The sequence below is a fragment of the Helicobacter pylori genome (genome assembly GCF_014497725.1).
GTDB lineage: Bacteria > Campylobacterota > Campylobacteria > Campylobacterales > Helicobacteraceae > Helicobacter > Helicobacter pylori_DE.
Window position 1 is genome coordinate 32,426 of sequence record NZ_JACTGF010000009.1, and the last position, 21,997, is coordinate 54,422.

The 21,997-nt window shown below is 39.1% G+C and carries 13 protein-coding genes, 4 tRNA genes, 2 rRNA genes and 1 pseudogene; 15 read left to right on the forward strand and 5 right to left on the reverse strand.

Annotated elements, in window-relative coordinates; all coding sequences use genetic code 11:
- The first annotated feature begins 8 nt into the window (after positions 1 to 8).
- From guaA to H7N69_RS06665, 7 genes are all read left to right on the forward strand, one after another.
- On the forward strand, positions 9 to 1,535 hold the full coding sequence (guaA, locus tag H7N69_RS06635; RefSeq protein WP_187885181.1) for a glutamine-hydrolyzing GMP synthase: 1,527 nt from the start codon (positions 9 to 11) through the stop codon (positions 1,533 to 1,535).
- A gap of 83 nt (positions 1,536 to 1,618) precedes the next feature.
- Positions 1,619 to 2,368, forward strand: a complete 750-nt coding sequence (gene hpaA2, locus H7N69_RS06640; RefSeq protein WP_064436731.1) for an HpaA2 protein — start codon at positions 1,619 to 1,621, stop codon at positions 2,366 to 2,368.
- Between the two features lie 185 nt (positions 2,369 to 2,553).
- Positions 2,554 to 2,631, forward strand: a tRNA-Pro gene (locus H7N69_RS06645).
- Positions 2,632 to 2,697: 66 nt separating this feature from the next.
- Positions 2,698 to 2,774, forward strand: a tRNA-His gene (locus tag H7N69_RS06650).
- A 59-nt stretch (positions 2,775 to 2,833) separates the two neighbouring features.
- Positions 2,834 to 2,910: transfer RNA gene (locus tag H7N69_RS06655), tRNA-Arg, on the forward strand.
- A gap of 21 nt (positions 2,911 to 2,931) precedes the next feature.
- A tRNA-Arg gene (locus H7N69_RS06660) sits at positions 2,932 to 3,008 on the forward strand.
- A gap of 666 nt (positions 3,009 to 3,674) precedes the next feature.
- The gene (locus tag H7N69_RS06665) at positions 3,675 to 5,546 is read left to right on the forward strand and encodes a mechanosensitive ion channel family protein (protein WP_140463827.1); all 1,872 of its coding nucleotides are present in this window, start codon (positions 3,675 to 3,677) and stop codon (positions 5,544 to 5,546) included.
- 2 nt (positions 5,547 to 5,548) lie between these two features.
- Here H7N69_RS06665 and cfaS read toward each other — a convergent pair whose 3' ends face one another.
- Positions 5,549 to 6,718, reverse strand: coding sequence for a cyclopropane fatty acid synthase (gene cfaS / locus H7N69_RS06670; RefSeq protein WP_000623797.1), 1,170 nt, complete (start codon positions 6,716 to 6,718; stop codon positions 5,549 to 5,551).
- Positions 6,719 to 6,888: 170 nt separating this feature from the next.
- Here cfaS and metG point away from each other — a divergent pair, with 170 nt between their 5' ends.
- The 6 genes from metG to speA are packed head-to-tail and all read left to right on the forward strand — an operon-like array spanning position 6,889 to position 14,117.
- On the forward strand, positions 6,889 to 8,841 hold the full coding sequence (gene metG / locus H7N69_RS06675; RefSeq protein ID WP_078252657.1) for a methionine--tRNA ligase: 1,953 nt from the start codon (positions 6,889 to 6,891) through the stop codon (positions 8,839 to 8,841).
- On the forward strand, positions 8,842 to 9,849 hold the full coding sequence (locus H7N69_RS06680) for a ferrochelatase (protein WP_187885182.1): 1,008 nt from the start codon (positions 8,842 to 8,844) through the stop codon (positions 9,847 to 9,849).
- A 3-nt stretch (positions 9,850 to 9,852) separates the two neighbouring features.
- Positions 9,853 to 10,638, forward strand: coding sequence for a tRNA 5-methoxyuridine(34)/uridine 5-oxyacetic acid(34) synthase CmoB (cmoB, locus tag H7N69_RS06685; protein WP_187885183.1), 786 nt, complete (start codon positions 9,853 to 9,855; stop codon positions 10,636 to 10,638).
- Positions 10,639 to 10,652: 14 nt separating this feature from the next.
- Positions 10,653 to 11,081 carry a hotdog domain-containing protein gene (locus H7N69_RS06690; RefSeq protein ID WP_001158293.1) on the forward strand — a complete coding sequence of 143 codons (429 nt, stop codon included), beginning with the start codon at positions 10,653 to 10,655 and terminating at the stop codon, positions 11,079 to 11,081.
- 4 nt (positions 11,082 to 11,085) lie between these two features.
- Entirely contained in the window at positions 11,086 to 12,255 is a 1,170-nt protein-coding gene (locus H7N69_RS06695) for a glycosyltransferase family 4 protein (protein WP_187885184.1), read from the forward strand.
- A gap of 14 nt (positions 12,256 to 12,269) precedes the next feature.
- On the forward strand, positions 12,270 to 14,117 hold the full coding sequence (gene speA / locus H7N69_RS06700; RefSeq protein WP_187885185.1) for an arginine decarboxylase: 1,848 nt from the start codon (positions 12,270 to 12,272) through the stop codon (positions 14,115 to 14,117).
- Between the two features lie 148 nt (positions 14,118 to 14,265).
- Here speA and H7N69_RS06705 read toward each other — a convergent pair whose 3' ends face one another.
- The 4 genes and pseudogenes from H7N69_RS06705 to H7N69_RS06720 form a co-directional block, all read right to left on the reverse strand.
- A complete protein-coding gene (locus H7N69_RS06705; RefSeq protein ID WP_187885186.1) occupies positions 14,266 to 15,153 on the reverse strand; it encodes a hypothetical protein in 888 nt (295 codons plus the stop codon).
- A 150-nt stretch (positions 15,154 to 15,303) separates the two neighbouring features.
- A complete protein-coding gene (locus H7N69_RS06710) occupies positions 15,304 to 17,091 on the reverse strand; it encodes a DUF262 domain-containing protein (protein WP_187885187.1) in 1,788 nt (595 codons plus the stop codon).
- Positions 17,091 to 17,579 (reverse strand): annotated as a pseudogene (locus tag H7N69_RS07940) (hypothetical protein). The gene H7N69_RS06710 and the pseudogene H7N69_RS07940 overlap by 1 nt, the downstream one beginning before the upstream one ends.
- Entirely contained in the window at positions 17,548 to 18,033 is a 486-nt protein-coding gene (locus H7N69_RS06720) for a hypothetical protein (protein ID WP_187885189.1), read from the reverse strand. Before H7N69_RS06720 ends, H7N69_RS07940 begins: the two are co-directional and overlap by 32 nt.
- Before the next feature lie 612 nt (positions 18,034 to 18,645).
- On the opposite strand from H7N69_RS06720, the gene H7N69_RS06725 reads away from it, so the two are divergent.
- Positions 18,646 to 21,536 (forward strand): 23S ribosomal RNA (locus H7N69_RS06725).
- A gap of 229 nt (positions 21,537 to 21,765) precedes the next feature.
- A 5S ribosomal RNA gene (gene rrf, locus H7N69_RS06730) occupies positions 21,766 to 21,883 on the forward strand.
- The last annotated feature ends 114 nt before the right edge of the window (positions 21,884 to 21,997 follow it).

A 21,997-nucleotide genomic window follows, 5' to 3' on the forward strand; every position in this document is an offset into this window, starting at 1 on the left:
AATGAGCGATGATTTTAGTATTAGATTTTGGGAGCCAATACACACAGCTGATTGCTAGAAGATTGAGAGAGAGCAGGATTTATACAGAAATAGTCCCTTTTTTTGAAAGCATAGAAAACATTCAAAAAAAAGCCCCTAAAGGTTTGATTTTGAGTGGGGGGCCAGCGAGCGTGTATGCTAAAGACGCTTACAAGCCTAACGAGAAAATCTTTGATTTGAATTTGCCGATTTTAGGGATTTGCTACGGCATGCAGTATTTGGTGGATTTTTTTGGGGGCGTGGTGGCTTGCGCGAATGAGCAAGAATTTGGTAAGGCTGTTTTAGAAATCACCCAAAATTCCGTGATTTTTGAAGGCGTGAAGATTAAAAGCCTTGTGTGGATGAGTCATATGGATAAAGTCATAGAACTGCCTAAAGGCTTTACTACCCTTGCAAAAAGCCCTAATTCCCCACATTGCGCGATTGAAAACGGCAAGATTTTTGGCTTGCAATTCCACCCAGAAGTCATTCAAAGCGAAGAAGGGGGTAAGATTTTAGAAAATTTTGCCCTTTTAGTTTGCGGCTGTGAAAAAACTTGGGGGATGCAGCATTTCGCTCAAAGAGAAATCGCGCGATTGAAAGAAAAAATTGCTAACGCTAAGGTTTTGTGTGCGGTGAGTGGGGGCGTGGATTCTACGGTGGTCGCTACGCTATTGCACAAAGCCATTAAGGATAATTTGATCGTTGTTTTTGTGGATCATGGTTTGTTGCGTAAAAATGAAAAAGAAAGGGTGCAAGCGATGTTTAAAGACTTGCAAATCCCTTTAAACACGATAGATGCTAAAGAAATCTTTTTGTCTAAATTAAAGGGCGTGAGCGAGCCTGAGTTGAAGCGAAAAATCATCGGCGAAACCTTTATTGAAGTGTTTGAAAAAGAAGCCAAAAAGCACCATTTAAAAGGCAAAATTGAATTTTTAGCCCAAGGCACTTTATACCCTGATGTGATTGAATCTGTGAGCGTTAAAGGGCCTTCAAAAGTGATCAAAACCCACCATAATGTGGGCGGACTGCCTGAATGGATGGATTTTAAACTCATAGAGCCTTTAAGGGAATTGTTTAAAGATGAGGTGCGCTTACTGGGTAAAGAATTGGGCGTTAGCCAGGATTTTTTAATGCGCCACCCCTTTCCAGGGCCTGGGCTTGCTGTAAGGATTTTAGGCGAAGTCAGTGAGAGTAAGATCAAACGCTTGCAAGAAGCGGATTTTATTTTTATAGAGGAACTTAAAAAAGCCCATTTGTATGACAAGGTTTGGCAAGCTTTTTGCGTGCTGTTGAATGTCAATTCTGTGGGGGTGATGGGGGATAATCGCACTTATGAAAACGCTATTTGCTTAAGAGCGGTGAATGCGAGCGATGGCATGACAGCGAGCTTTTCTTTTTTAGAGCATTCTTTTTTAGAAAAGGTTTCTAACCGCATCACTAATGAAGTGAATGGCATTAATAGGGTGGTGTATGATATTACCTCTAAGCCGCCAGGAACGATTGAATGGGAATGATTATCTTAAAAATAGTGCTAAAAGTGGGATTTTTTGGGTAAGATTAGGAATTGATTTTAAAGAAAAAGAAAGAAAGGAATTTAATGAAAAAAGGTAGTTTAGCAATCGTTTTAGGATCGTTACTAGCAAGTGGGGCGTTTTATACGGCTCTAGCTGATGGAATGCCTATGAAGCAACAGCACAATAATATGGGCGAGTCTGTGGAGTTGCATTTCCACTATCCTATTAAAGGCAAACAAGAGCCTAAAAATAACCATTTGGTTGTTTTAATCGATCCTAAGATAGAGGCTAATAAGGTTATCCCTGAAAATTATCAAAAAGAATTTGAGAAGTCTTTGTTCCTCCAATTGAGTAATTTTTTAGAGAGAAAGGGCTATAGCGTTTCGCAATTTAAAGATGTTAGCGAAATCCCTCAAGACATCAAAGAAAAAGCGTTGCTCGTTTTACGCATGGATGGGAATGTGGCTATCTTAGAAGATATTGTAGAAGAGAGCGATGCACTCAATGAAGAAAAAGTGATAGACATGTCTTCAGGGTATTTGAATCTGAATTTTGTTGAGCCAAAAAGTGAAGACATTATCCATAGTTTTGGTATTGATGTTTCAAAGATTAAGGCCGTGATTGAAAGGGTGGAATTGCGGCGCACCAATTCTGGAGGTTTTGTCCCCAAAACTTTTGTGCATAGGATCAAGGAAACCGACCATGATCAAGCCATTAAAAAAATCATGAATCAAGCCTATCACAAAGTGATGGCGCATATCACCAAAGAGTTAAGCAAAAAACACATGGAACATTATGAAAAAGTTTCTAGTGAAATGAAAAAGCGAAAGTAGTTTTTTAGAAACGAAAAGCTTAGAATCATTTAGAGCTGTTTTTAAAAAAAGTAGCTTTTTAAAAGGGTGGGGGGAATTGGATTAGGTGTTTTTTGAGCGTTAATTTTAATTTTTAGCGGTATTTTTGAAAAATTACGCTCAAAAATTAGAAAATTCAGTTATAATAACGCTTCATGTGAAAATTTCGGGGCGTAGCGCAGTCTGGTTAGCGCACTTGGTTTGGGACCAAGGGGTCGAAGGTTCGAATCCTTTCGCCCCGACCACTTTTTGCGTAATTTGTTGTTCTGTTTAAAATTCTTTGGTAAAATATCGCTTCCTTTCATTGAATGGTGGGAGTAGCTCAGTCGGTTAGAGCATCAGATTGTGGTCCTGAGGGTCGTGGGTTCGATTCCCATCTTCCACCCCATCTCATAAAATAAGCGTTTTACCGAGTTTATGTTAGTCATTCCTTTATTTGAATTGTAAGCGTTCGTAGCTCAATTGGATAGAGCACCAGACTTCGGATCTGGGGGTTAGGGGTTCGACTCCCTTCGGGCGTACCACCTAACATTAATACCATTAATGCGCTTGTAGCTCAGCTGGATAGAGCAACAGCCTTCTAAGCCGTAGGTCGCAGGTTCGAGTCCTGCCAAGCGCACCACTTTTGACATTTTTTAAAGAGGAATTATGGATTCTTTAGAGTGGGGATTGCTCATTTTCTTAATTCTTGTTTTTCTTATAGGCATAGGATACTATGTTTTTATGGTTTTTTCTTCTAAAGATTGATTATCAAATCCCTTTGTTTTAGCTATATTTGAAGCCTAAAAGGCGTTTTTAAAAAATGATGAGTGGTATCGCAAGCACAAAAGCGAGTTTGGACTACCCTTTTGCCCTATGGCCCAATTACAAAAGATAGGGTTAGAAATCCCTAAAGCATGGATCTCACGCAAGAACATTTAACAAAAGCGATGATAAAATTTAAAGAATAAGAGATATATAAAAATGTGTACATTATCCGTGACTTCATTGCACCGAACAGGGAAAGCTTCTTGACTACGACCTATGCGAAATCCTACTATAAAAATATTAAATAAAGCAAGAGTTTTTGTTAAAAATTTATTTTTTAAAAAAATACTCCAAGCATCGCATCAAGCGATGTAGCGATCTAAAAAGAGACTCACAATTGGGATAAAGCCCGCTTTTTAGGGCTAAATAAAAAGCACTTTCAAATTGCATGGCCAACTTTATGGGGCGAAGCGTTTCTAATTTTTGGTATAATCGCTAGAAATTGTGAGAAAGATTTTATCTTGTTTGAGTGGGGTTTTGCATGCGTTTATTATTGTGGTGGGTATTGGTATTATCGCTCTTTTTAAATCCTTTGAGGGCGGTTGAAGAGCATGAAACAGATGCGGTGGATTTGTTTTTGATTTTCAATCAAATCAACCAGCTCAATCAAGTCATTGAAACTTACAAAAAAAACCCTGAAAGAAGCGCTGAAATTTCTCTGTATAATACCCAAAAGAACGATTTGATTAAAAGTTTGACTTCTAAAGTGTTGAATGAAAGGGATAAGATCGGGATTGATATAAACCAAAATTTAAAAGAGCAGGAAAAAATCAAAAAGCGTTTGTCTAAAAGCATTAAGGGTGATGATTTCTACACTTTCATGAAAGATAGATTGTCTTTAGATATTTTGTTGATAGATGAAATTTTGTATCGTTTTATAGATAAAATCAGGAGCAGTATTGATATTTTTAGCGAACAAAAAGACGTGGAAAGTATCAGCGATGCTTTTCTTTTGCGTTTAGGGCAATTCAAACTCTACACTTTCCCTAAAAATTTAGGCAATGTCAAAATGCATGAATTAGAGCAGATGTTTAGCGATTACGAATTGCGTTTGAACACTTACACTGAAGTTTTGCGTTACATTAAAAACCACCCTAAAGAAGTGCTTCCTAAAAACTTGATCATGGAAGTGAATATGGATTTTGTGTTAAACAAAATCAGTAAGGTCTTGCCTTTCACAGCCCATAGTTTGCAAGTGAGTAAGATCGTGCTGGCTTTGATGATTTTAGCCTTATTGTTAGGTTTAAGGAAATTGATCACTTGGCTTTTAGCCTTATTGTTAGATCGTATTTTTGAAATCATGCAACGCAATAAAAAAATGCATGTCAATGTGCAAAGCAGCATTGTTTCGCCGGTTTCTGTCTTTTTAGCGTTATTTAGTTGCGATGTGGCTTTAGACATTTTCTACTATCCTAATGCATCGCCTCCTAAAGTTTCTATGTGGGTGGGTGCGGTGTATATCATGCTTTTAGCATGGTTAGTGATAGCGCTCTTTAAAGGCTATGGGGAAGCACTAGTTACGAATATGGCTACCAAAAGCACGCACAATTTTAGAAAAGAAGTGATCAACTTGATTTTAAAAGTCGTGTATTTTTTGATTTTTATTGTCGCGCTTTTAGGGGTTTTGAAACAACTAGGGTTTAATGTTTCAGCCATCATTGCTTCTTTAGGGATTGGGGGGTTAGCGGTGGCTTTGGCGGTTAAAGATGTGTTGGCGAATTTTTTTGCTTCTGTCATCTTGTTGTTAGACAATTCGTTTTCTCAAGGGGATTGGATCGTGTGCGGTGAAGTGGAAGGCACGGTGGTGGAAATGGGGTTAAGGCGCACCACGATCAGAGCCTTTGATAACGCTCTTTTGTCTGTGCCTAATTCAGAGTTAGCCGGAAAACCCATCAGGAATTGGAGCCGTCGTAAAGTGGGAAGGCGTATTAAAATGGAAATAGGCTTAACTTATAGCTCCAGTCAAAGCGCCTTACAGCTTTGCGTGAAAGACATTAAAGAAATGCTAGAAAACCACCCCAAAATCGCTAATGGGGCCGATAGTGCTTTGCAAAATGCGAGCGATTACCGCTACATGTTTAAAAAAGATATTGTTTCTATTGATGATTTTTTAGGGTATAAAAACAATCTGTTTGTCTTTTTAGACCAGTTTGCGGACAGCTCTATTAATATTTTAGTGTATTGTTTTTCTAAGACGGTGGTTTGGGAAGAGTGGCTAGAAGTCAAAGAAGACGTGATGCTAAAAATCATGGGGATCGTAGAAAAGCATCATTTGAGTTTTGCTTTCCCATCACAGAGCTTGTATGTGGAGAGTTTGCCAGAAGTTAGCCTGAAAGAAGGGGCTAAAATCTGAAATTATTGGTAGATGTATTCTTTGGTTAAGGGGAAAGTGTTATCCACGCTGTTGGTTAAAAGCAATTGGAATAAATCCGCGCTCCCCACCCTGAAAGCGGAAGCACAAGTCCTTAAATACAGATCCCACATGCGGATAAATCTTTCGTCATAGCCGAGTCTTTTCACTTGGTCTAGATTGTGGTTGAAGTTGTCTCGCCAAATGTCTAAAGTCTTAGCGTAATGGATGCGTAAGCTTTCAGCCATGAGCAAGTGGAAGTCGCATTCGCTCATCACGCTCATCACTTCCCTTAAAGAGGGCAAGTAGCCACCCGGAAAAATGTATTTATCCACCCATGCGTTAGTCTTGCCTTCAAAACAGCATAAAATGGAGTGGAGCAAAAACATCCCGCCTCTCTTTAACACTTCTTTAACTTTTTTGAAATAAAAGGGCAAATTATCCTTACCCACATGCTCAAACATGCCCACGCTCACCACCTTATCAAAGCGGTACAAACGCCCGTCTAAATCCTGGTAATTCAATAACTTGATCGTTACTTTATCCTCTAATCCTAGCTCTTGGACTCGTTTGTTAGCCTGCTTGTATTGTTCGCTAGAAATGGTGATCCCCATCACTTCCGCCCCGTATTCTTGCGCGGCTTTTACAGAGAGATAGCCCCAACCACAGCCTATATCCAGCAGTTTTTCGCCAGGCTTTAGGTGGAGCTTTTTTAAAGTGTGATCTAATTTTTGGAGTTGGGCGGCATGGAGGGTGTCATCGTCTTTTTTGAAATACGCGCATGAATAGCTTAAGGTTTCATCCAGCCAGATAGAATAAAAGTCATTCCCTAAATCGTAATGTTTAGAAATGTTGGAGCTTTCTTTGATGGGCTTTTGGATAGCTTTAGCGTTATCATGCTTGTGCAAATGCTCATAATTGGTTTGCAAATACAAAGAGTGCATCACCTCATCCATAGAGCCTTCAATATCAATCACGCCGTCCATATAAGCTTCAGCGATCGTCAAAGACATGTCTTTTTTAATATCGCTAAATTTTAGGGGGCGATGGATTTTAAGGGTGAATTTAGGCGAATGTTCGCCATTCCTATAAACGCTATTGTCCCAAAAAACGACCTGATAATCGCCGTTTTTCCACTGCTTGAACATGCTTTTGAGCAAAAATTTTGAAATCATCTGTCTATTCCTTGAACTCATTTTTCAATTTTTTGAGCGTTAATTATAATGAATTTTAAGCTAAAAACACCCCACAAATAAGCATAAATTCAACCTCTATTCTCTAAATTTTTAAAAGCATGTTAAAATTAAGAGATTTCAAACAATTTTAAGGTAACACGATTATAAAGATGCAAAAATCACTGATCACAACCCCCATTTATTATGTGAATGATGTCCCTCATATTGGCCATGCTTATACGACTTTGATTGCGGATACTTTAAAGAAGTATTACACGCTTCAAGGCGAAGAAGTCTTTTTTTTAACCGGCACCGATGAGCATGGGCAAAAGATCGAACAAAGCGCGAGATTGAGGAATCAAAGCCCTAAAGCTTACGCCGATAGCATTAGCGCGATTTTTAAAGACCAGTGGGATTTTTTCAATTTAGATTATGATGGTTTTATCCGCACCACAGACAGCGAGCATCAAAAATGCGTGCAAAACGCCTTTGAAATCATGTTTGAAAAAGGGGATATTTATAAAGGTACTTATAGTGGGTATTATTGCGTGAGCTGTGAGAGTTATTGCGCGATTTCTAAAACGGACAACACGAACGATAAAGTCTTATGCCCTGATTGCTTGAGGGAGACTGCGCTTTTAGAAGAAGAGAGTTATTTTTTCAGATTGAGCGCGTATGAGAAGCCTTTATTGGATTTTTACGCTAAAAACCCTGAAGCGATTTTGCCTATTTATCGTAAAAATGAGGTAACTTCTTTTATTGAGCAGGGTTTATTGGATCTGTCTATCACGCGCACGAGCTTTGAATGGGGCATTCCTTTGCCTAAAAAAATGAACGATCCTAAACATGTGGTGTATGTTTGGCTGGACGCTTTATTGAATTATGCGAGCGCGTTAGGGTATTTGAATGGTTTAGACAATAAAATGGTGCATTTTGAACGCGCTAGGCATATTGTGGGTAAGGATATTTTGCGCTTCCATGCCATTTATTGGCCAGCTTTTTTGATGAGTTTGAATCTGCCCTTATTCAAACAGCTTTGCGTGCATGGGTGGTGGACGATAGAGGGCGTGAAAATGAGTAAGAGCTTGGGTAATGTTTTAGACGCTCAAAAAATCGCTATGGAGTATGGGATTGAAGAATTACGCTATTTTTTATTGCGTGAGGTGCCTTTTGGGCAAGATGGGGATTTTTCTAAAAAAGCGTTAATAGAACGGATTAATGCGAATTTGAATAACGATTTGGGGAATTTGTTGAATCGTTTGTTAGGCATGGCTAAAAAATATTTTAACTATTCTTTAAAAAGCACCAAAATCACCGCATATTATTCTAAAGAGCTAGAAAAAGTGCATCAAATCTTAGATAACGCTAATTCTTTTGTGCCTAAAATGCAGTTGCATAAAGCTTTAGAGGAATTGTTTAACGTTTATGATTTTTTGAACAAACTCATCGCTAAAGAAGAGCCGTGGGTTTTGCACAAAAACAACGAATCAGAAAAATTAGAAGCCTTATTGAGCTTGATCGCAAACGCGCTGTTGCAATCAAGTTTCTTGCTCTATGCGTTCATGCCAAAGAGCGCTATGAAATTAGCGAGCGCTTTTCGTGCAGAAATCACGCCCAATAATTACGAACGCTTTTTTAAAGCTAAAAAATTACAAGATATGGTTTTACAAGACACCGAGCCTTTATTTTCCAAAATGGAGAAAATTGAAAGGACTGAAAAAGCGGGAGAAGTCCCACCAGAAAAAAACGAAAAAGAAAAAAAAGATACAAAAGAAAAAGCCCCACCAACACAAGAAAATTATATCAGTATTGAGGATTTCAAGAAAGTAGAGATTAAAGTGGGGCTTATCAAAGAAGCTCAAAGGATTGAAAAATCCAATAAATTACTGCGCTTAAAAGTGGATTTAGGCGAAAATCGTTTGAGGCAGATCATCTCAGGGATCGCTTTGGATTATGAGCCTGAAAGTTTGGTGGGGCAAATGGTGTGCGTGGTGGCCAATTTAAAACCCGCCAAGCTCATGGGCGAAATGAGTGAGGGCATGATTTTAGCGGTGCGAGATAATGATAATCTAGCCTTAATCAGCCCTACCAAAGAAAAAATCGCAGGAAGTTTGATCAGTTAAATGCGATTAGGGGTGAATGAAGCCGTAGAATTGAGTTTGGGCGAATTGCAAAACACGCCCTCAATCAGCTATTTCAATTCCATTGTTTTGTCTTTAAATAAAGTGCAAAAAGGCTCTTTATTTGCCGCTAAAGATCATGCGCTCATTCCTAAAGCCTTAGAGTTAGGGGCTTATGGGATTTTATACACAGGAGAGTATCCTTTAAGCGATAAGGATGTGGCATGGATCAAGCTTAAAGATATAGAGCATTCTTTGAATCATTTGTTTAAATTTTGCTTGTTGAACGAGCGCGTGGTTGGAGCGTTATTAAGCCCCATAGAATTAGAGATCGCTTCTAAAATCATCGTGAGCGATTTTGTGTGGTGCTTGAAAGAGAGCCTTGAAGATTTATTCATTATAGAGGGGTGTAAAATAGCCTTTTTTGATAAATTGGAGTGGTTTCATTTGTTTTATAAGCAAGAGCGCTTGAAAGAAGATTTAAAAGAAAGCCGTTTAATCATTCTCAACCAATCGTTTTTTTGCAGCGCTTTAGTCTATGAAAAACAAGAATACGAATTAAAAATGCCATGCATCTTTTTAGAGCCTTTAAAAAGGGTGATTCAATTGTGCGAGAAATTACAAATTGAGTTTGATTTGAATCTTTTGGGCAAAAAAGAATACCCTTTAGATCATTGCAAGCCCTTTTTTGTGAATAAGAATCTAGAAATAGCCCCTTATGGCACAACGGCAAGGGTGGTTGTTGCTGAGACTTCAAAAGAATTGTTTGAAATGATGCTTCAAAAAGCCTTTGAGACTTTATCGTGGGGGAAAATTGTCGTGTTTTGTCATAAAAACAGCGCGGCTTTCTTTAAAAAAACCAACCCTTATTGTTACACCACCCAAAACAACTTAAAAGAGCAATTAAAAAATTTAGCGTTTAATTTCGCTTTTATTTATGGGATTAGCTCTCATCATTTAGAATCCCTTTTAAACCCCCCCCTTTTTAAAAAAACCCCCACGCTATGGTAAGTCATGCTGATTTGTAACGATAAATTCAATCCAAAAACCCTTTTAGAAGAAATCATGGCGTTAAGGCCATGGCGTAAAGGCCCTTTTGAAATTTCTCAAATCAAGATTGATAGCGAATGGGATAGCTCTATTAAATGGGATCTAGTCAAAAACGCCACTCCTTTAAAAGATAAGGTTGTGGCTGATGTGGGTTGCAATAACGGCTATTACTTGTTTAAGATGCTAGAACATGGGCCTAAAAGTTTGGTGGGGTTTGATCCGGGCGTTTTAGTCAAAAAACAATTTGAATTTTTAGCCCCCTTTTTTGATAAAGAAAAAAAAATCATTTACGAGTCTTTGGGGGTAGAGGATTTGAATGAAAAATACCCTAACGCTTTTGATGTCATTTTTTGCTTAGGGGTGCTATACCATAGAAAAAACCCGCTAGAGGCTTTAAAAGCCTTGTATCATGCTTTAAAAATAAAAGGGGAGTTGGTGTTGGATACGCTTATTATTGATTCGCCCCTAGACATCGCCCTTTGCCCTAAAAAAACTTACGCTAAAATGAAAAATGTTTATTTTATCCCCAGCGTTAGCGCTTTAAAAGGGTGGTGCGAAAGGGTGGGGTTTGAAAATTTTGAGATTCTTAGCGTTTCAAAGACCACGCCTAAAGAACAGCGTAAAACGGATTTTATTTTGGGGCAGAGTTTAGAAGATTTTTTGGATAAAACGGATCCCTCTAAAACTTTAGAGGGGTATGACGCTCCTTTGAGAGGGTATTTTAAAATGCTTAAACCAAGCAAGCTTTAATAAAGGATAAGATAGTGCAAGAATCAGTCGTTCATGTGGATTATGACTCTTTAGAGACTTGTAAGAATTTCAAACCAAGCGTTGGCACTGAATTGGTCGTTTTAGAAAAAGATATAGCCCATGCGCGTTTCAAGGGCAATGAAAGCATGGTGTATGAAGAAAATTTTGTGCATGCCGGGTTTGTGCTTATTGCGTGCAATTATGCGGCCTTGTGCGCGTTGAATAAAAGACACAGCGTAGTAGTTTCTAATAACATCAATTTTTACGCCCCCCTAGAATTGAATCAAGAAGCGCTCATTAAAGCGCAAGTCATTCAAGATGGCGTGAAAAAAGCTGAAATAAAAATAGAGGCGTTTGTGTTAGACATTCAGGTTTTAGAGGGAATGATAGAAATCGTGGTGTTTGATAAAAAGCCTTTTAAATTCAATTTTAAAGAAGAGTAGTTAAATGGTTATTGTTTTAGTCGTGGATAGCTTTAAAGACACCAGTAATGGCACTTCTATGACAGCGTTTCGTTTTTTTGAAGCGCTGAAAAAAAGAGGGCATGTGATGAGAGTGGTCGCCCCTCATGTAGATAATTTAGGGAGTGAAGAAGAGGGGTATTACAACCTTAAAGAGCGCTACATCCCCCTAGTTACAGAAATTTCACACAAACAACACATTCTTTTTGCTAAACCGGATGAAAAAATCTTAAGAAAGGCTTTTAAGGGAGCGGATATGATCCATACTTATTTGCCTTTTTTGCTAGAAAAAACAGCCGTAAAAATCGCGCGAGAAATGCGAGTGCCTTATATTGGCTCTTTCCATTTACAGCCAGAGCATATTTCTTATAACATGAAATTGGGGCAATTTTCTTGGCTAAACACCATGCTTTTTTCGTGGTTTAAATCTTCGCATTACCGCTATATCCACCATATCCATTGCCCATCAAAATTCATTGTAGAAGAATTGGAAAAATACAACTATGGAGGAAAAAAATACGCTATTTCTAACGGCTTTGATCCCATGTTTAAATTTGAACACCCGCAAAAAAGCCTTTTTGACACCACGCCCTTTAAAATCGCTATGGTAGGGCGCTATTCTAATGAAAAAAATCAAAGCGTTTTAATCAAAGCGGTTGCTTTAAGCAAATACAAACAAGACATTGTATTATTACTCAAAGGCAAAGGGCCTGATGAGAAAAAAATCAAACTTCTAGCCCAAAAACTAGGCGTAAAAACGGAGTTTGGGTTTGTCAATTCCAATGAATTGTTAGAGATTTTAAAAACTTGCACCCTTTATGCGCACACGGCCAATGTGGAAAGCGAAGCGATTGCGTGTTTGGAAGCCATTAGCGTGGGGATTGTGCCTGTTATCGCTAATAGCCCTTTAAGCGCGACCAGGCAATTTGCGCTAGATGAACGATCGCTATTTGAGCCCAATAACGCTAAAGATTTGAGCGCTAAAATAGACTGGTGGTTAGAAAATAAGCTTGAAAGAGAAAGGATGCAAAACGAATACGCTAAAAGCGCTTTAAACTACACTTTAGAAAATTCAGTCATTCAAATTGAAAAAGTTTATGAAGAAGCGATCAAAGATTTTAAAAACAACCCCCATCTCTTTAAAACCTTATCGTAACAAAAGGATAAAAAATGCAAGAAGTCCATGATTATGGGATTAATTTTTGGAGCAATAACGAATTTAAGATAGAAAAAGGCTTGGTTAAAGTTTGCCATGGCAAAAACCCCTCGCTTTTAGAAATCGTTCAAAGCGTGCGCGATAAAGGCTATAGAGGGCCTTTGTTGGTGCGATTCCCCCATTTGGTGCAAAAACAAATCAAAAGCCTGTTTGATGCGTTTTCCTTAGCGATTAAAGAGTATCAATACAGCGGGGCTTTTAAGGCGGTTTTCCCTTTAAAAGTCAATCAAATGCCCTCGTTTGTTTTCCCTTTAGTGCAGGGGGCTAAGGGCTTGGATTATGGTTTAGAGGCTGGGAGCAAATCCGAACTCATCATTGCAATGAGTTACACGAACCCTAAAGCCCCTATCACCGTGAATGGCTTTAAAGACAAGGAAATGATTGAGCTTGGCTTTATCGCTAAAAGCATGCAGCATGAGATCACTTTAACGATTGAGGGTTTGAATGAGTTGAAAACCATTATCGCCGTGGCTAAACAAAACGATTTTGTAGCATGCCCTAAAATTGGCATTCGTATTCGTTTGCACAGCGCTGGCACTGGCGTTTGGGCAAAGAGTGGGGGGATCAATTCTAAATTTGGTCTTAGCAGCACTGAAGTTTTAGAAGCGATGCGCCTTTTAGAAGAAAACGACTTGTTAGAGCATTTCCACATGATACATTTCCACATAGGCTCTCAAATCAGCGATATTTCGCCCTTAAAAAAGGCTTTAAGAGAAGCGGGTAACTTGTATGCAGAATTGCGTAAAATGGGCGCTAAAAATCTTAATAGCGTGAATATTGGAGGGGGGTTAGCCGTAGAATACACCCAACACAAACACCACCAAGATAAAAACTACACTTTAGAGGAATTCAGCGCTGATGTGGTGTTTTTATTGAGGGAAATTGTGAAAAATAAGCAGGAAATCGAGCCGGATATTTTCATTGAATCAGGCCGTTATATTTCCGCTAACCATGCCGTTTTAGTGGCCCCGGTGTTAGAATTGTTTTCGCATGAATACAATGAAAAATCCCTAAAAATCAAAGAAAGTAATAACCCCCCCTTGATTGATGAAATGCTAGACTTGCTCGCTAATATCAATGAAAAAAACGCCATTGAATACTTGCATGATAGTTTTGATCACACCGAGTCGTTATTCACGCTTTTTGATTTGGGCTATATTGATTTGATTGACAGGAGCAACACTGAAGTTTTAGCCCATTTGATCGTCAAAAAAGCGGTGCAATTGCTTTATGTTAAGGATCATAACGACATTTTACGCATTCAAGAGCAGGTCCAAGAGCGCTATTTATTGAATTGCTCGTTTTTCCAAAGCTTGCCGGATTATTGGGGCTTGAAGCAGAATTTCCCGGTCATGCCCTTGAATAAATTAGACGAAAAGCCCACCAGGAGCGCGAGCTTGTGGGATATTACTTGCGATAGCGATGGGGAAATCGCTTTTGATTCCACGAAGCCCTTGTTTTTGCATGATATAGACATAGATGAAGAAGAATACTTTTTAGCGTTTTTTTTAGTGGGAGCGTATCAAGAAGTTTTAGGCATGAAACACAATTTATTCACGCACCCTACGGAATTTAGCGTGGTTTTTGATGAAAAAGGCGATTATGAAGTGGAAGATATTCGCGAAGCCCAAACGATTTTAGATGTGCTAGACGATTTAGACTATGACACTAAAGAGATCGAGCGCCTTTTAAAGCAAAAAATTGAGGACAACAACCAACTGGACATGGAAGAAAAGAAAGAAATCATGGGGCGCTTGTATGTCATGCTGAGCGAAAACGGATATTTGCGCACGATTTCTTAAAAGAACGCTATAAATGGATTATAAAAGAGCATTAAAACTAAAATGAGAGCAGTAAAACTAAAACAACGACACAAGAAAAAAGAAAAAGAAATAAAAGAATAAAAGAAAAGATTAAAAAAAAGGAGACCCCCAAAAGAGTTGGGGGCGGTTAGTTTTCTAAATTTTCAGTCTCCGCCTCCGCTTTATCTAAATCCTCATCGCCCTCATCTCGTAGTCCATAGCCCCCAAGATTATCGGCTAATAAGTTAGGGGTTAAGCCCGCACAAGTTAAGTCGTATTTGTTGATACCACCATCGCATAAGAATTGCGCTATGAATTTCGCCTCTTTTTGATTTTTAGGTAAAAATTTCGCCCAATCCTCCAAAGTAACACCAACCTTACCATTGTCCCTTTTTAAGTTTTTAGCGTAAATCTCAATTGCCCTACAAAAAGTGAAAACATCACCCATAAGCATATCATCAAAAGTGTCGTAATAGCACTCTTCAACATTTCTATTTTCAATCATAGCGTTAAATTCGTGGTCGCTATGGTGTTTTAACTCCACCATAAAAGAGAGAGCGTGAATAACGATTAAACTAAATTGAAAGCCTCGTCCCTCATAACTCATTGGAGCGATAAGCAAACCAAGTCTTTTAGAGCGTTTTTCGTTAGCATAAAGCTCCATCATAATAGCAAAGGGAGAAGTTGTTTTGTCATCAAAATCAAAGTCCAACTTAAATTTGCTTTCTTTAGGCTCTTTAGGAGTAGAAGTCCTATCCTTAACACTAGGACCGCTAGTTACCACTTTAACGCCATCTAAAATATCCGCTTTTTTATTTTCAGCGTGAAGTCTCATATGTTCGGTCAATGGAACTTTATTGAACCACTTTAAGAATTTTTCGCTATTGAAAGCGTAGGTGGCTTCGTTGCCTTTTTGGCTCCTTAAGGTTACACGATTAAACCCAATATTAATGACTTTAGCCTCCACCACTTTGTCATTGATTGTGGCTTTGACTGACGCGCCTACTTTTAATTTATTTTCATTTTGAAAACCCATAAAATACTCCTTAATAAAAATTTGTTTTAAATTCCGCTATAATCGGTCGTTCAATGTTTTTTTAATGTTTTTATCTTTTTGGCATGGCTTGTTCCTCCTTGTTGTGGGGTGGGCGTTTTTTAAACGCCCCCTTATTTTTAAGTGATCGCATCATTTGATCTCTTTTAAAAGAGCGTTTTTAAAAGCTTTAATGGCGCTTTCACCCACTAATTCAGCGATACGGTAATGCACGATTAAAAAGTCTAATAATTTTTCGCTCCTTTCTTTGATTTGCGCGACTCCAAAAGAAGCGTTTTTAGCCACTTCTTTTTCGCTATAAGAGCCTTTTAGGTATTCTTTTCTTTTTTCATCAAAAGGTTTGGTGCTTAAAGAGCTGTTAGCGTTTTTAGAAATTAAGAACAAGTTCCCTAAAGCATGCACGATATGGGGATTTTTAGCCCAACTTTTTTCTTTAGCGCTATAGCCTTGATCGGGTTTTTGGGGCAAGATATGCTCAATGCTTTCTAAACTGCTATCAAAATTCAGAGTCGTTTCAGGGTTATGGTGCAACTCGTATTCATAAAGCAAGTAATTCAGCGCATTTTTCCACTCATACCATTTTTTAGCATTATTAAAATTAATATTATTCTCAAGCAGTTTTAAGCCACTATGCTCTCCCTTGAAAAAATCTTTTTCTAGCGTTGGGAGATCTTCAATGGTTATTTTATCTCCCCAAAATCTACACGCTTGAATCGCTTTGAAGGCTAATCTAATCCATTCTTTTTTAGCCGTATCCTTGCCAGCAACCCCATAGACTAAAAACCCGAAACGCTCCAAATATTCTAATAAGCCCTCTAATTCTTGGGTGGTGTAATGCCGTTCACTGCCACTTCTTACAGCAAGCTGTATGGTTAAAAGAGAGAGCAATAAGGGCAGAAAAGCGTTTTCACTCAAAGCGTTTAAACGCCGCATTTTGTCTAACAAGCCGCGCATTTTAGGCGTGATCTCAATCCTAAGCTCTTTATCATCAAGCATGTGCAAGAAATACCAAACCTTAGAAGAATAAGAAAGATGCAATAACAAATCATTTATTTTTTCATATTCGTCATATAGGTCGTCGTATTTTTTATGGGCGTCAAACGCTGTATTCAATAATCTTTCTTTAAAATCCCTTTTCTCGCCGTAGTAATACGCCACGAAATGCTTTAAAAAACTTTCTAAATGATCGTCTTCAAAACGCCTCAAATCGTAATAAATCCTGGTGTAGGTGTCATTGATTTCTTGTTGAAGATTTTCTAAATCTTCTTCATCGCAAATCTTGTGCGCCACAAAATGCAAGCGGTTTTTTAACAATTCTAAAGTGGATAGATCTTTACCACGATTGTTAATCGTTTCAAAAGAGCTGAAGGGATCGATTCGTTTATCATTCAATCCCACCACGCTAAAAAGCATTTTCTTTATAAGGGCATCAAACATTTTTTCAAGCGTTCCAACAGGCGTATCGCTGATTTTTTCTTTAAAAAATGCGTAAGCTTTAATCAAATTTTTAGCGTAAAAAGAAGTTTGAAACCTTTCTAAATCTTTCTCTTCTTCCATGATCGCTCTAAAAGCTTCATTTAAACCATAATACTTATAGGACAGAACGGGTTCAAGGTTGATTGAATAATACTTTGGGTCTTTGTTTTGGGTAATCTTGGCTAAAAGACCCAGTAAAATCAGGCTTGTAGCCAATCGTTGCTGGCCGTCTATGATTTCAAAAGCGCTGCTTTCAAACTCATTTTCAAGCCCTCTTAAGGTCAGGCTGTGCATGTAATGGAATTTATCTCCCAGCTTAGAGACATGCTCTAAATCGTTCCAAAAATCCTTTAATTGCCTTTCCTGCCATGCATACCCCCTTTGATAGCTGGGGATTTCAAACACACCTTTTTCAATCACTCCGTCTAAATTTAACAATTCCATTAAAATCCTTTCTTAAGTTTGTGGGTAAAAGCCCATAACCCTTCATTTTTTCGCTCAATCAATTTCATTGAATTTTTAAGTTGTAGGTAATTTGTAAAACAATATGCGTTTTTATTGACCAATTCTTCGTATTCCTGGCTCCCTTTTTGAGCGCAAACGCCATAAATCCCTAACGATCCCCCATCATCAACTTCAAAGCGATCGATTTTTAGAGCAAAAACGCTCCGTTAGACTATAGCTTCTTTAGTTGATTTCTCATACACAATAGCAACAGCATAATCCGCTTTACGCACCTTTTGAAAATCCTCTTCTTGAGCCACTTTATCCATTCTTGGGCGAAAAAAAGTCAAAGTGCATTCCTCACAAGCTTGTTTGAAAGGCTTGCCTTCTAAATCCGTATTTGTTGGATCGTTGTAATAATCACTTTTGAATAAGCACAACAACAAATTGTATTTTTCATGCGCTTTTAAATCTTCTAACTGAGCCATCATCTTCTCCTTGTATTGAATTTAACTCTGTAAGCCCCATTGGTTTAAAAATGGGGCTTATGGAATCAAATGGTTTAAAAATGTTGTGGCACGGATTAATGAGAGAGGGAATAAAAGGGTTAATGCAAGGGGGAATAATAAAAAGTAGGGGATTTTTAAGCGATCTTTTGTAAAAGTGATAAAAATAGTTATAAAAACATGATAGCGTTGCTTGATTGCTTGATTGCTTGATTGCTTGATTGCTTGATTGCTTGATTGCTTGATAGAATGATAGAATGATAGAATGATAGAATGATTGAATGATTGAATGATTGAATGATTGAATGATTGAATGATTGAATGATTGAATGATTGAATGATTGAATGATTGAATGATTGAATGATTGAATGATTGAATGATTGAATGATTGAATGATTGAATGATTGAATGATTGAATGATTGAATGATTGCCATTTCTACCCCTTTTTTGAAAAAAAAATGACTCGGGGTATTGTATCTAGCGGTATTTAATCAATGGTTGATGATGCGTTTGATTTGATGATGCGTTTAATCTTAAAGCTTTATTTTTTAGCCCCCCATTCCAATTAGTTCCTCAGTTGTTTCCAATAACTCTTATCCATTTATTTCAAACTCTAAATTTTCTTTCAAATTCCAAAAACTTTAAGCAAACTTTAAGCATTGCATGTCTATAATTACATTTCGTTTTTAAAGACAAGCTTTAAAAAGTTCTTTAATTCAAACTCAAGCAAGTTACAAAAGCTAAAGGCTTTAAATATAAAAATATAAAAGCCCACTAGCTGATAAAACTTGAGCGTTAAAAAAGATTAAGGATCAAGCATTTTTAGTCTTCTTTAAGGGTTTAACATTTAAGAGTGATTATAGCGGGTTTTTAAAGAAAAACGAAGTTATTTGATTTAACATTGTTAATAGCCTATGTAAAAGTAAAGTAAAACTACAATAACTCTGTCTTATATTCATTAAGGCAGTGGTAGCGCTGAAGAATATTCGTGCAATTGTCGTTATTCATTATAAAAGGGCGGGTTTTAAAGGATATTTTAAAATTTAAAACAAGCTTTTAAGAGCAGATGGCGGATGCCTTGCCAAAGAGAGGCGATGAAGGACGTACTAGACTGCGATAAGCTATGCGGAGCTGTCAAGGAGCTTTGATGCGTAGATGTCCGAATGGGGCAACCCAACTAATAGAGATATTAGTTACTCTAATTTATAGAGAGCGAACCTAGTGAAGTGAAACATCTCAGTAACTAGAGGAAAAGAAATCAACGAGATTCCCTAAGTAGTGGCGAGCGAACGGGGAAAAGGGCAAACCGAGTGCTTGCATTCGGGGTTGAGGACTGCAACATCCAAGAGAACGCTTTAGCAGAGTTACCTGGAAAGGTAAGCCATAGAAAGTGATAGCCTTGTATGCGACAAGGCGTTTTTAGGTAGCAGTATCCAGAGTAGGCCAGGACACGAGAAATCCAGGTTGAAGCCGGGGAGACCACTCTCCAACCCTAAATACTACTCTTTGAGCGATAGCGAACAAGTACCGTGAGGGAAAGGTGAAAAGAACCGCAGTGAGCGGAGTGAAATAGAACCTGAAACCATCTGCTTACAATCATTCAGAGCCCTATGATTTATCAGGGTGATGGACTGCCTTTTGCATAATGATCCTGCGAGTTGTGGTATCTGGCAAGGTTAAGCGAATGCGAAGCCGTAGCGAAAGCGAGTCTTAATAGGGCGAACAAAGTCAGATGCTGCAGACCCGAAGCTAAGTGATCTATCCATGGCCAAGTTGAAACGCGTGTAATAGCGCGTGGAGGACTGAACTCGTACCCATTGAAACGGGTTGGGATGAGCTGTGGATAGGGGTGAAAGGCCAAACAAACTTAGTGATAGCTGGTTCTCTTCGAAATATATTTAGGTATAGCCTCAAGTGATAATAAAAGGGGGTAGAGCGCTGATTGGGCTAGGGCTGCTCGCCGCGGTACCAAACCCTATCAAACTTCGAATACCTTTTATCGTATCTTGGGAGTCAGGCGGTGGGTGATAAAATCAATCGTCAAAAGGGGAACAACCCAGACTACCAAATAAGGTCCCTAAGTTCTATTCTGAGTGGAAAAAGATGTGTGGCTACTCAAACAACCAGGAGGTTGGCTTAGAAGCAGCCATCCTTTAAAGAAAGCGTAACAGCTCACTGGTCTAGTGGTCATGCGCTGAAAATATAACGGGGCTAAGATAGACACCGAATTTGTAGATTGTGTTTGACACAGTGGTAGAAGAGCGTTCATACCAGCGTTGAAGGTATACCGGTAAGGAGTGCTGGAGCGGTATGAAGTGAGCATGCAGGAATGAGTAACGATAAGATATATGAGAATTGTATCCGCCGTAAATCTAAGGTTTCCTACGCGATGGTCGTCATCGTAGGGTTAGTCGGGTCCTAAGCCGAGTCCGAAAGGGGTAGGTGATGGCAAATTGGTTAATATTCCAATACCGACTTATGGAGCGTGATGGGGGGACGCATAGGGTTAAGCGAGCTAGCTGATGGAAGTGCTAGTCTAAGGGCGTAGATTGGAGGGAAGGCAAATCCACCTCTGTATTTGAAACCCAAACAGGCTCTTTGAGTCCTTTTAGGACAAAGGGAGAATCGCTGATACCGTCGTGCCAAGAAAAGCCTCTAAGCATATCCATAGTCGTCCGTACCGCAAACCGACACAGGTAGATGAGATGAGTATTCTAAGGCGCGTGAAAGAACTCTGGTTAAGGAACTCTGCAAACTAGCACCGTAAGTTCGCGATAAGGTGTGCCACAGCGATGTGGTCTCAGCAAAGAGTCCCTCCCGACTGTTTACCAAAAACACAGCACTTTGCCAACTCGTAAGAGGAAGTATAAGGTGTGACGCCTGCCCGGTGCTCGAAGGTTAAGAGGATGCGTCAGTCGCAAGATGAAGCGTTGAATTGAAGCCCGAGTAAACGGCGGCCGTAACTATAACGGTCCTAAGGTAGCGAAATTCCTTGTCGGTTAAATACCGACCTGCATGAATGGCGTAACGAGATGGGAGCTGTCTCAACCAGAGATTCAGTGAAATTGTAGTGGAGGTGAAAATTCCTCCTACCCGCGGCAAGACGGAAAGACCCCGTGGACCTTTACTACAACTTAGCACTGCTAATGGGAATATCATGCGCAGGATAGGTGGGAGGCTTTGAAGTAAGGGCTTTGGCTCTTATGGAGCCATCCTTGAGATACCACCCTTGATGTTTCTGTTAGCTAACTGGCCTGTGTTATCCACAGGCAGGACAATGCTTGGTGGGTAGTTTGACTGGGGCGGTCGCCTCCTAAAAAGTAACGGAGGCTTGCAAAGGTTGGCTCATTGCGGTTGGAAATCGCAAGTTGAGTGTAATGGCACAAGCCAGCCTGACTGTAAGACATACAAGTCAAGCAGAGACGAAAGTCGGTCATAGTGATCCGGTGGTTCTGTGTGGAAGGGCCATCGCTCAAAGGATAAAAGGTACCCCGGGGATAACAGGCTGATCTCCCCCAAGAGCTCACATCGACGGGGAGGTTTGGCACCTCGATGTCGGCTCATCGCATCCTGGGGCTGGAGCAGGTCCCAAGGGTATGGCTGTTCGCCATTTAAAGCGGTACGCGAGCTGGGTTCAGAACGTCGTGAGACAGTTCGGTCCCTATCTGCCGTGGGCGTAGGAAAGTTGAGGAGAGCTGTCCCTAGTACGAGAGGACCGGGATGGATGTGTCACTGGTGCACCAGTTGTTCTGCCAAGAGCATCGCTGGGTAGCTACACACGGATGTGATAACTGCTGAAAGCATCTAAGCAGGAAGCCAACTCCAAGATGAACTTTCCCTGAAGCTCGCACAAAGACTATGTGCTTGATAGGGTAGATGTGTAAGCGCAGTAATGCGTTTAGCTGACTACTACTAATAGAGCGTTTGGCTTGTTTTTTGCTTTTTGTATAAGATAACGGCAATAAGCATGAATAAGTTACCACTGCCTTACTGAGTGTAAGAGAGTTGGAGTTTTATGAAGACTTTTATAGGATTGAACTTTAAGAGAAATACAATCTATTCTTTTTAAAATGAAAGGCTATTAACTATCTTCTTTGTTAAAAACAGCTCCCTATAAAGAGAAAGGGGAGTTAAGGGTAAATGCATTTTATCTTTAGCTCTCTTTTCCTTGTGCCTTTAGAGAAGAGGAACTACCCAGTTAACCATTCCGAACCTGGAAGTCAAGCTCTTCATCGCTGATAATACTGCTCTTTTCAAGAGTGGGAATGTAGGTCGGTGCAGGGATAGGGAAATGTTTTTTCAATCTTGCTTTTTATCTGATTTCATTATTGATTGCTTGTTTTTGTTTGTTTTAGGGGTTTATTCTTTTATTCTTTATTCTTTATTCTTTTATTCTTT

What these genes read in the sequence shown, in the direction of transcription:
- guaA (WP_187885181.1), top strand. Translation starts at nt 9, where the DNA reads ATGATTTTAGTATTAGATTTTGGGAGCCAATACACACAGCTGATTGCT.
- hpaA2 (WP_064436731.1), top strand. Translation starts at nt 1,619, where the DNA reads ATGAAAAAAGGTAGTTTAGCAATCGTTTTAGGATCGTTACTAGCAAGT.
- H7N69_RS06665 (WP_140463827.1), top strand. Translation starts at nt 3,675, where the DNA reads ATGCGTTTATTATTGTGGTGGGTATTGGTATTATCGCTCTTTTTAAAT.
- cfaS (WP_000623797.1), bottom strand. Translation starts at nt 6,718, where the DNA reads ATGATTTCAAAATTTTTGCTCAAAAGCATGTTCAAGCAGTGGAAAAAC.
- metG (WP_078252657.1), top strand. Translation starts at nt 6,889, where the DNA reads ATGCAAAAATCACTGATCACAACCCCCATTTATTATGTGAATGATGTC.
- H7N69_RS06680 (WP_187885182.1), top strand. Translation starts at nt 8,842, where the DNA reads ATGCGATTAGGGGTGAATGAAGCCGTAGAATTGAGTTTGGGCGAATTG.
- cmoB (WP_187885183.1), top strand. Translation starts at nt 9,853, where the DNA reads ATGCTGATTTGTAACGATAAATTCAATCCAAAAACCCTTTTAGAAGAA.
- H7N69_RS06695 (WP_187885184.1), top strand. Translation starts at nt 11,086, where the DNA reads ATGGTTATTGTTTTAGTCGTGGATAGCTTTAAAGACACCAGTAATGGC.
- speA (WP_187885185.1), top strand. Translation starts at nt 12,270, where the DNA reads ATGCAAGAAGTCCATGATTATGGGATTAATTTTTGGAGCAATAACGAA.
- H7N69_RS06705 (WP_187885186.1), bottom strand. Translation starts at nt 15,153, where the DNA reads ATGGGTTTTCAAAATGAAAATAAATTAAAAGTAGGCGCGTCAGTCAAA.
- H7N69_RS06710 (WP_187885187.1), bottom strand. Translation starts at nt 17,091, where the DNA reads ATGGAATTGTTAAATTTAGACGGAGTGATTGAAAAAGGTGTGTTTGAA.
- H7N69_RS06720 (WP_187885189.1), bottom strand. Translation starts at nt 18,033, where the DNA reads ATGGCAATCATTCAATCATTCAATCATTCAATCATTCAATCATTCAAT.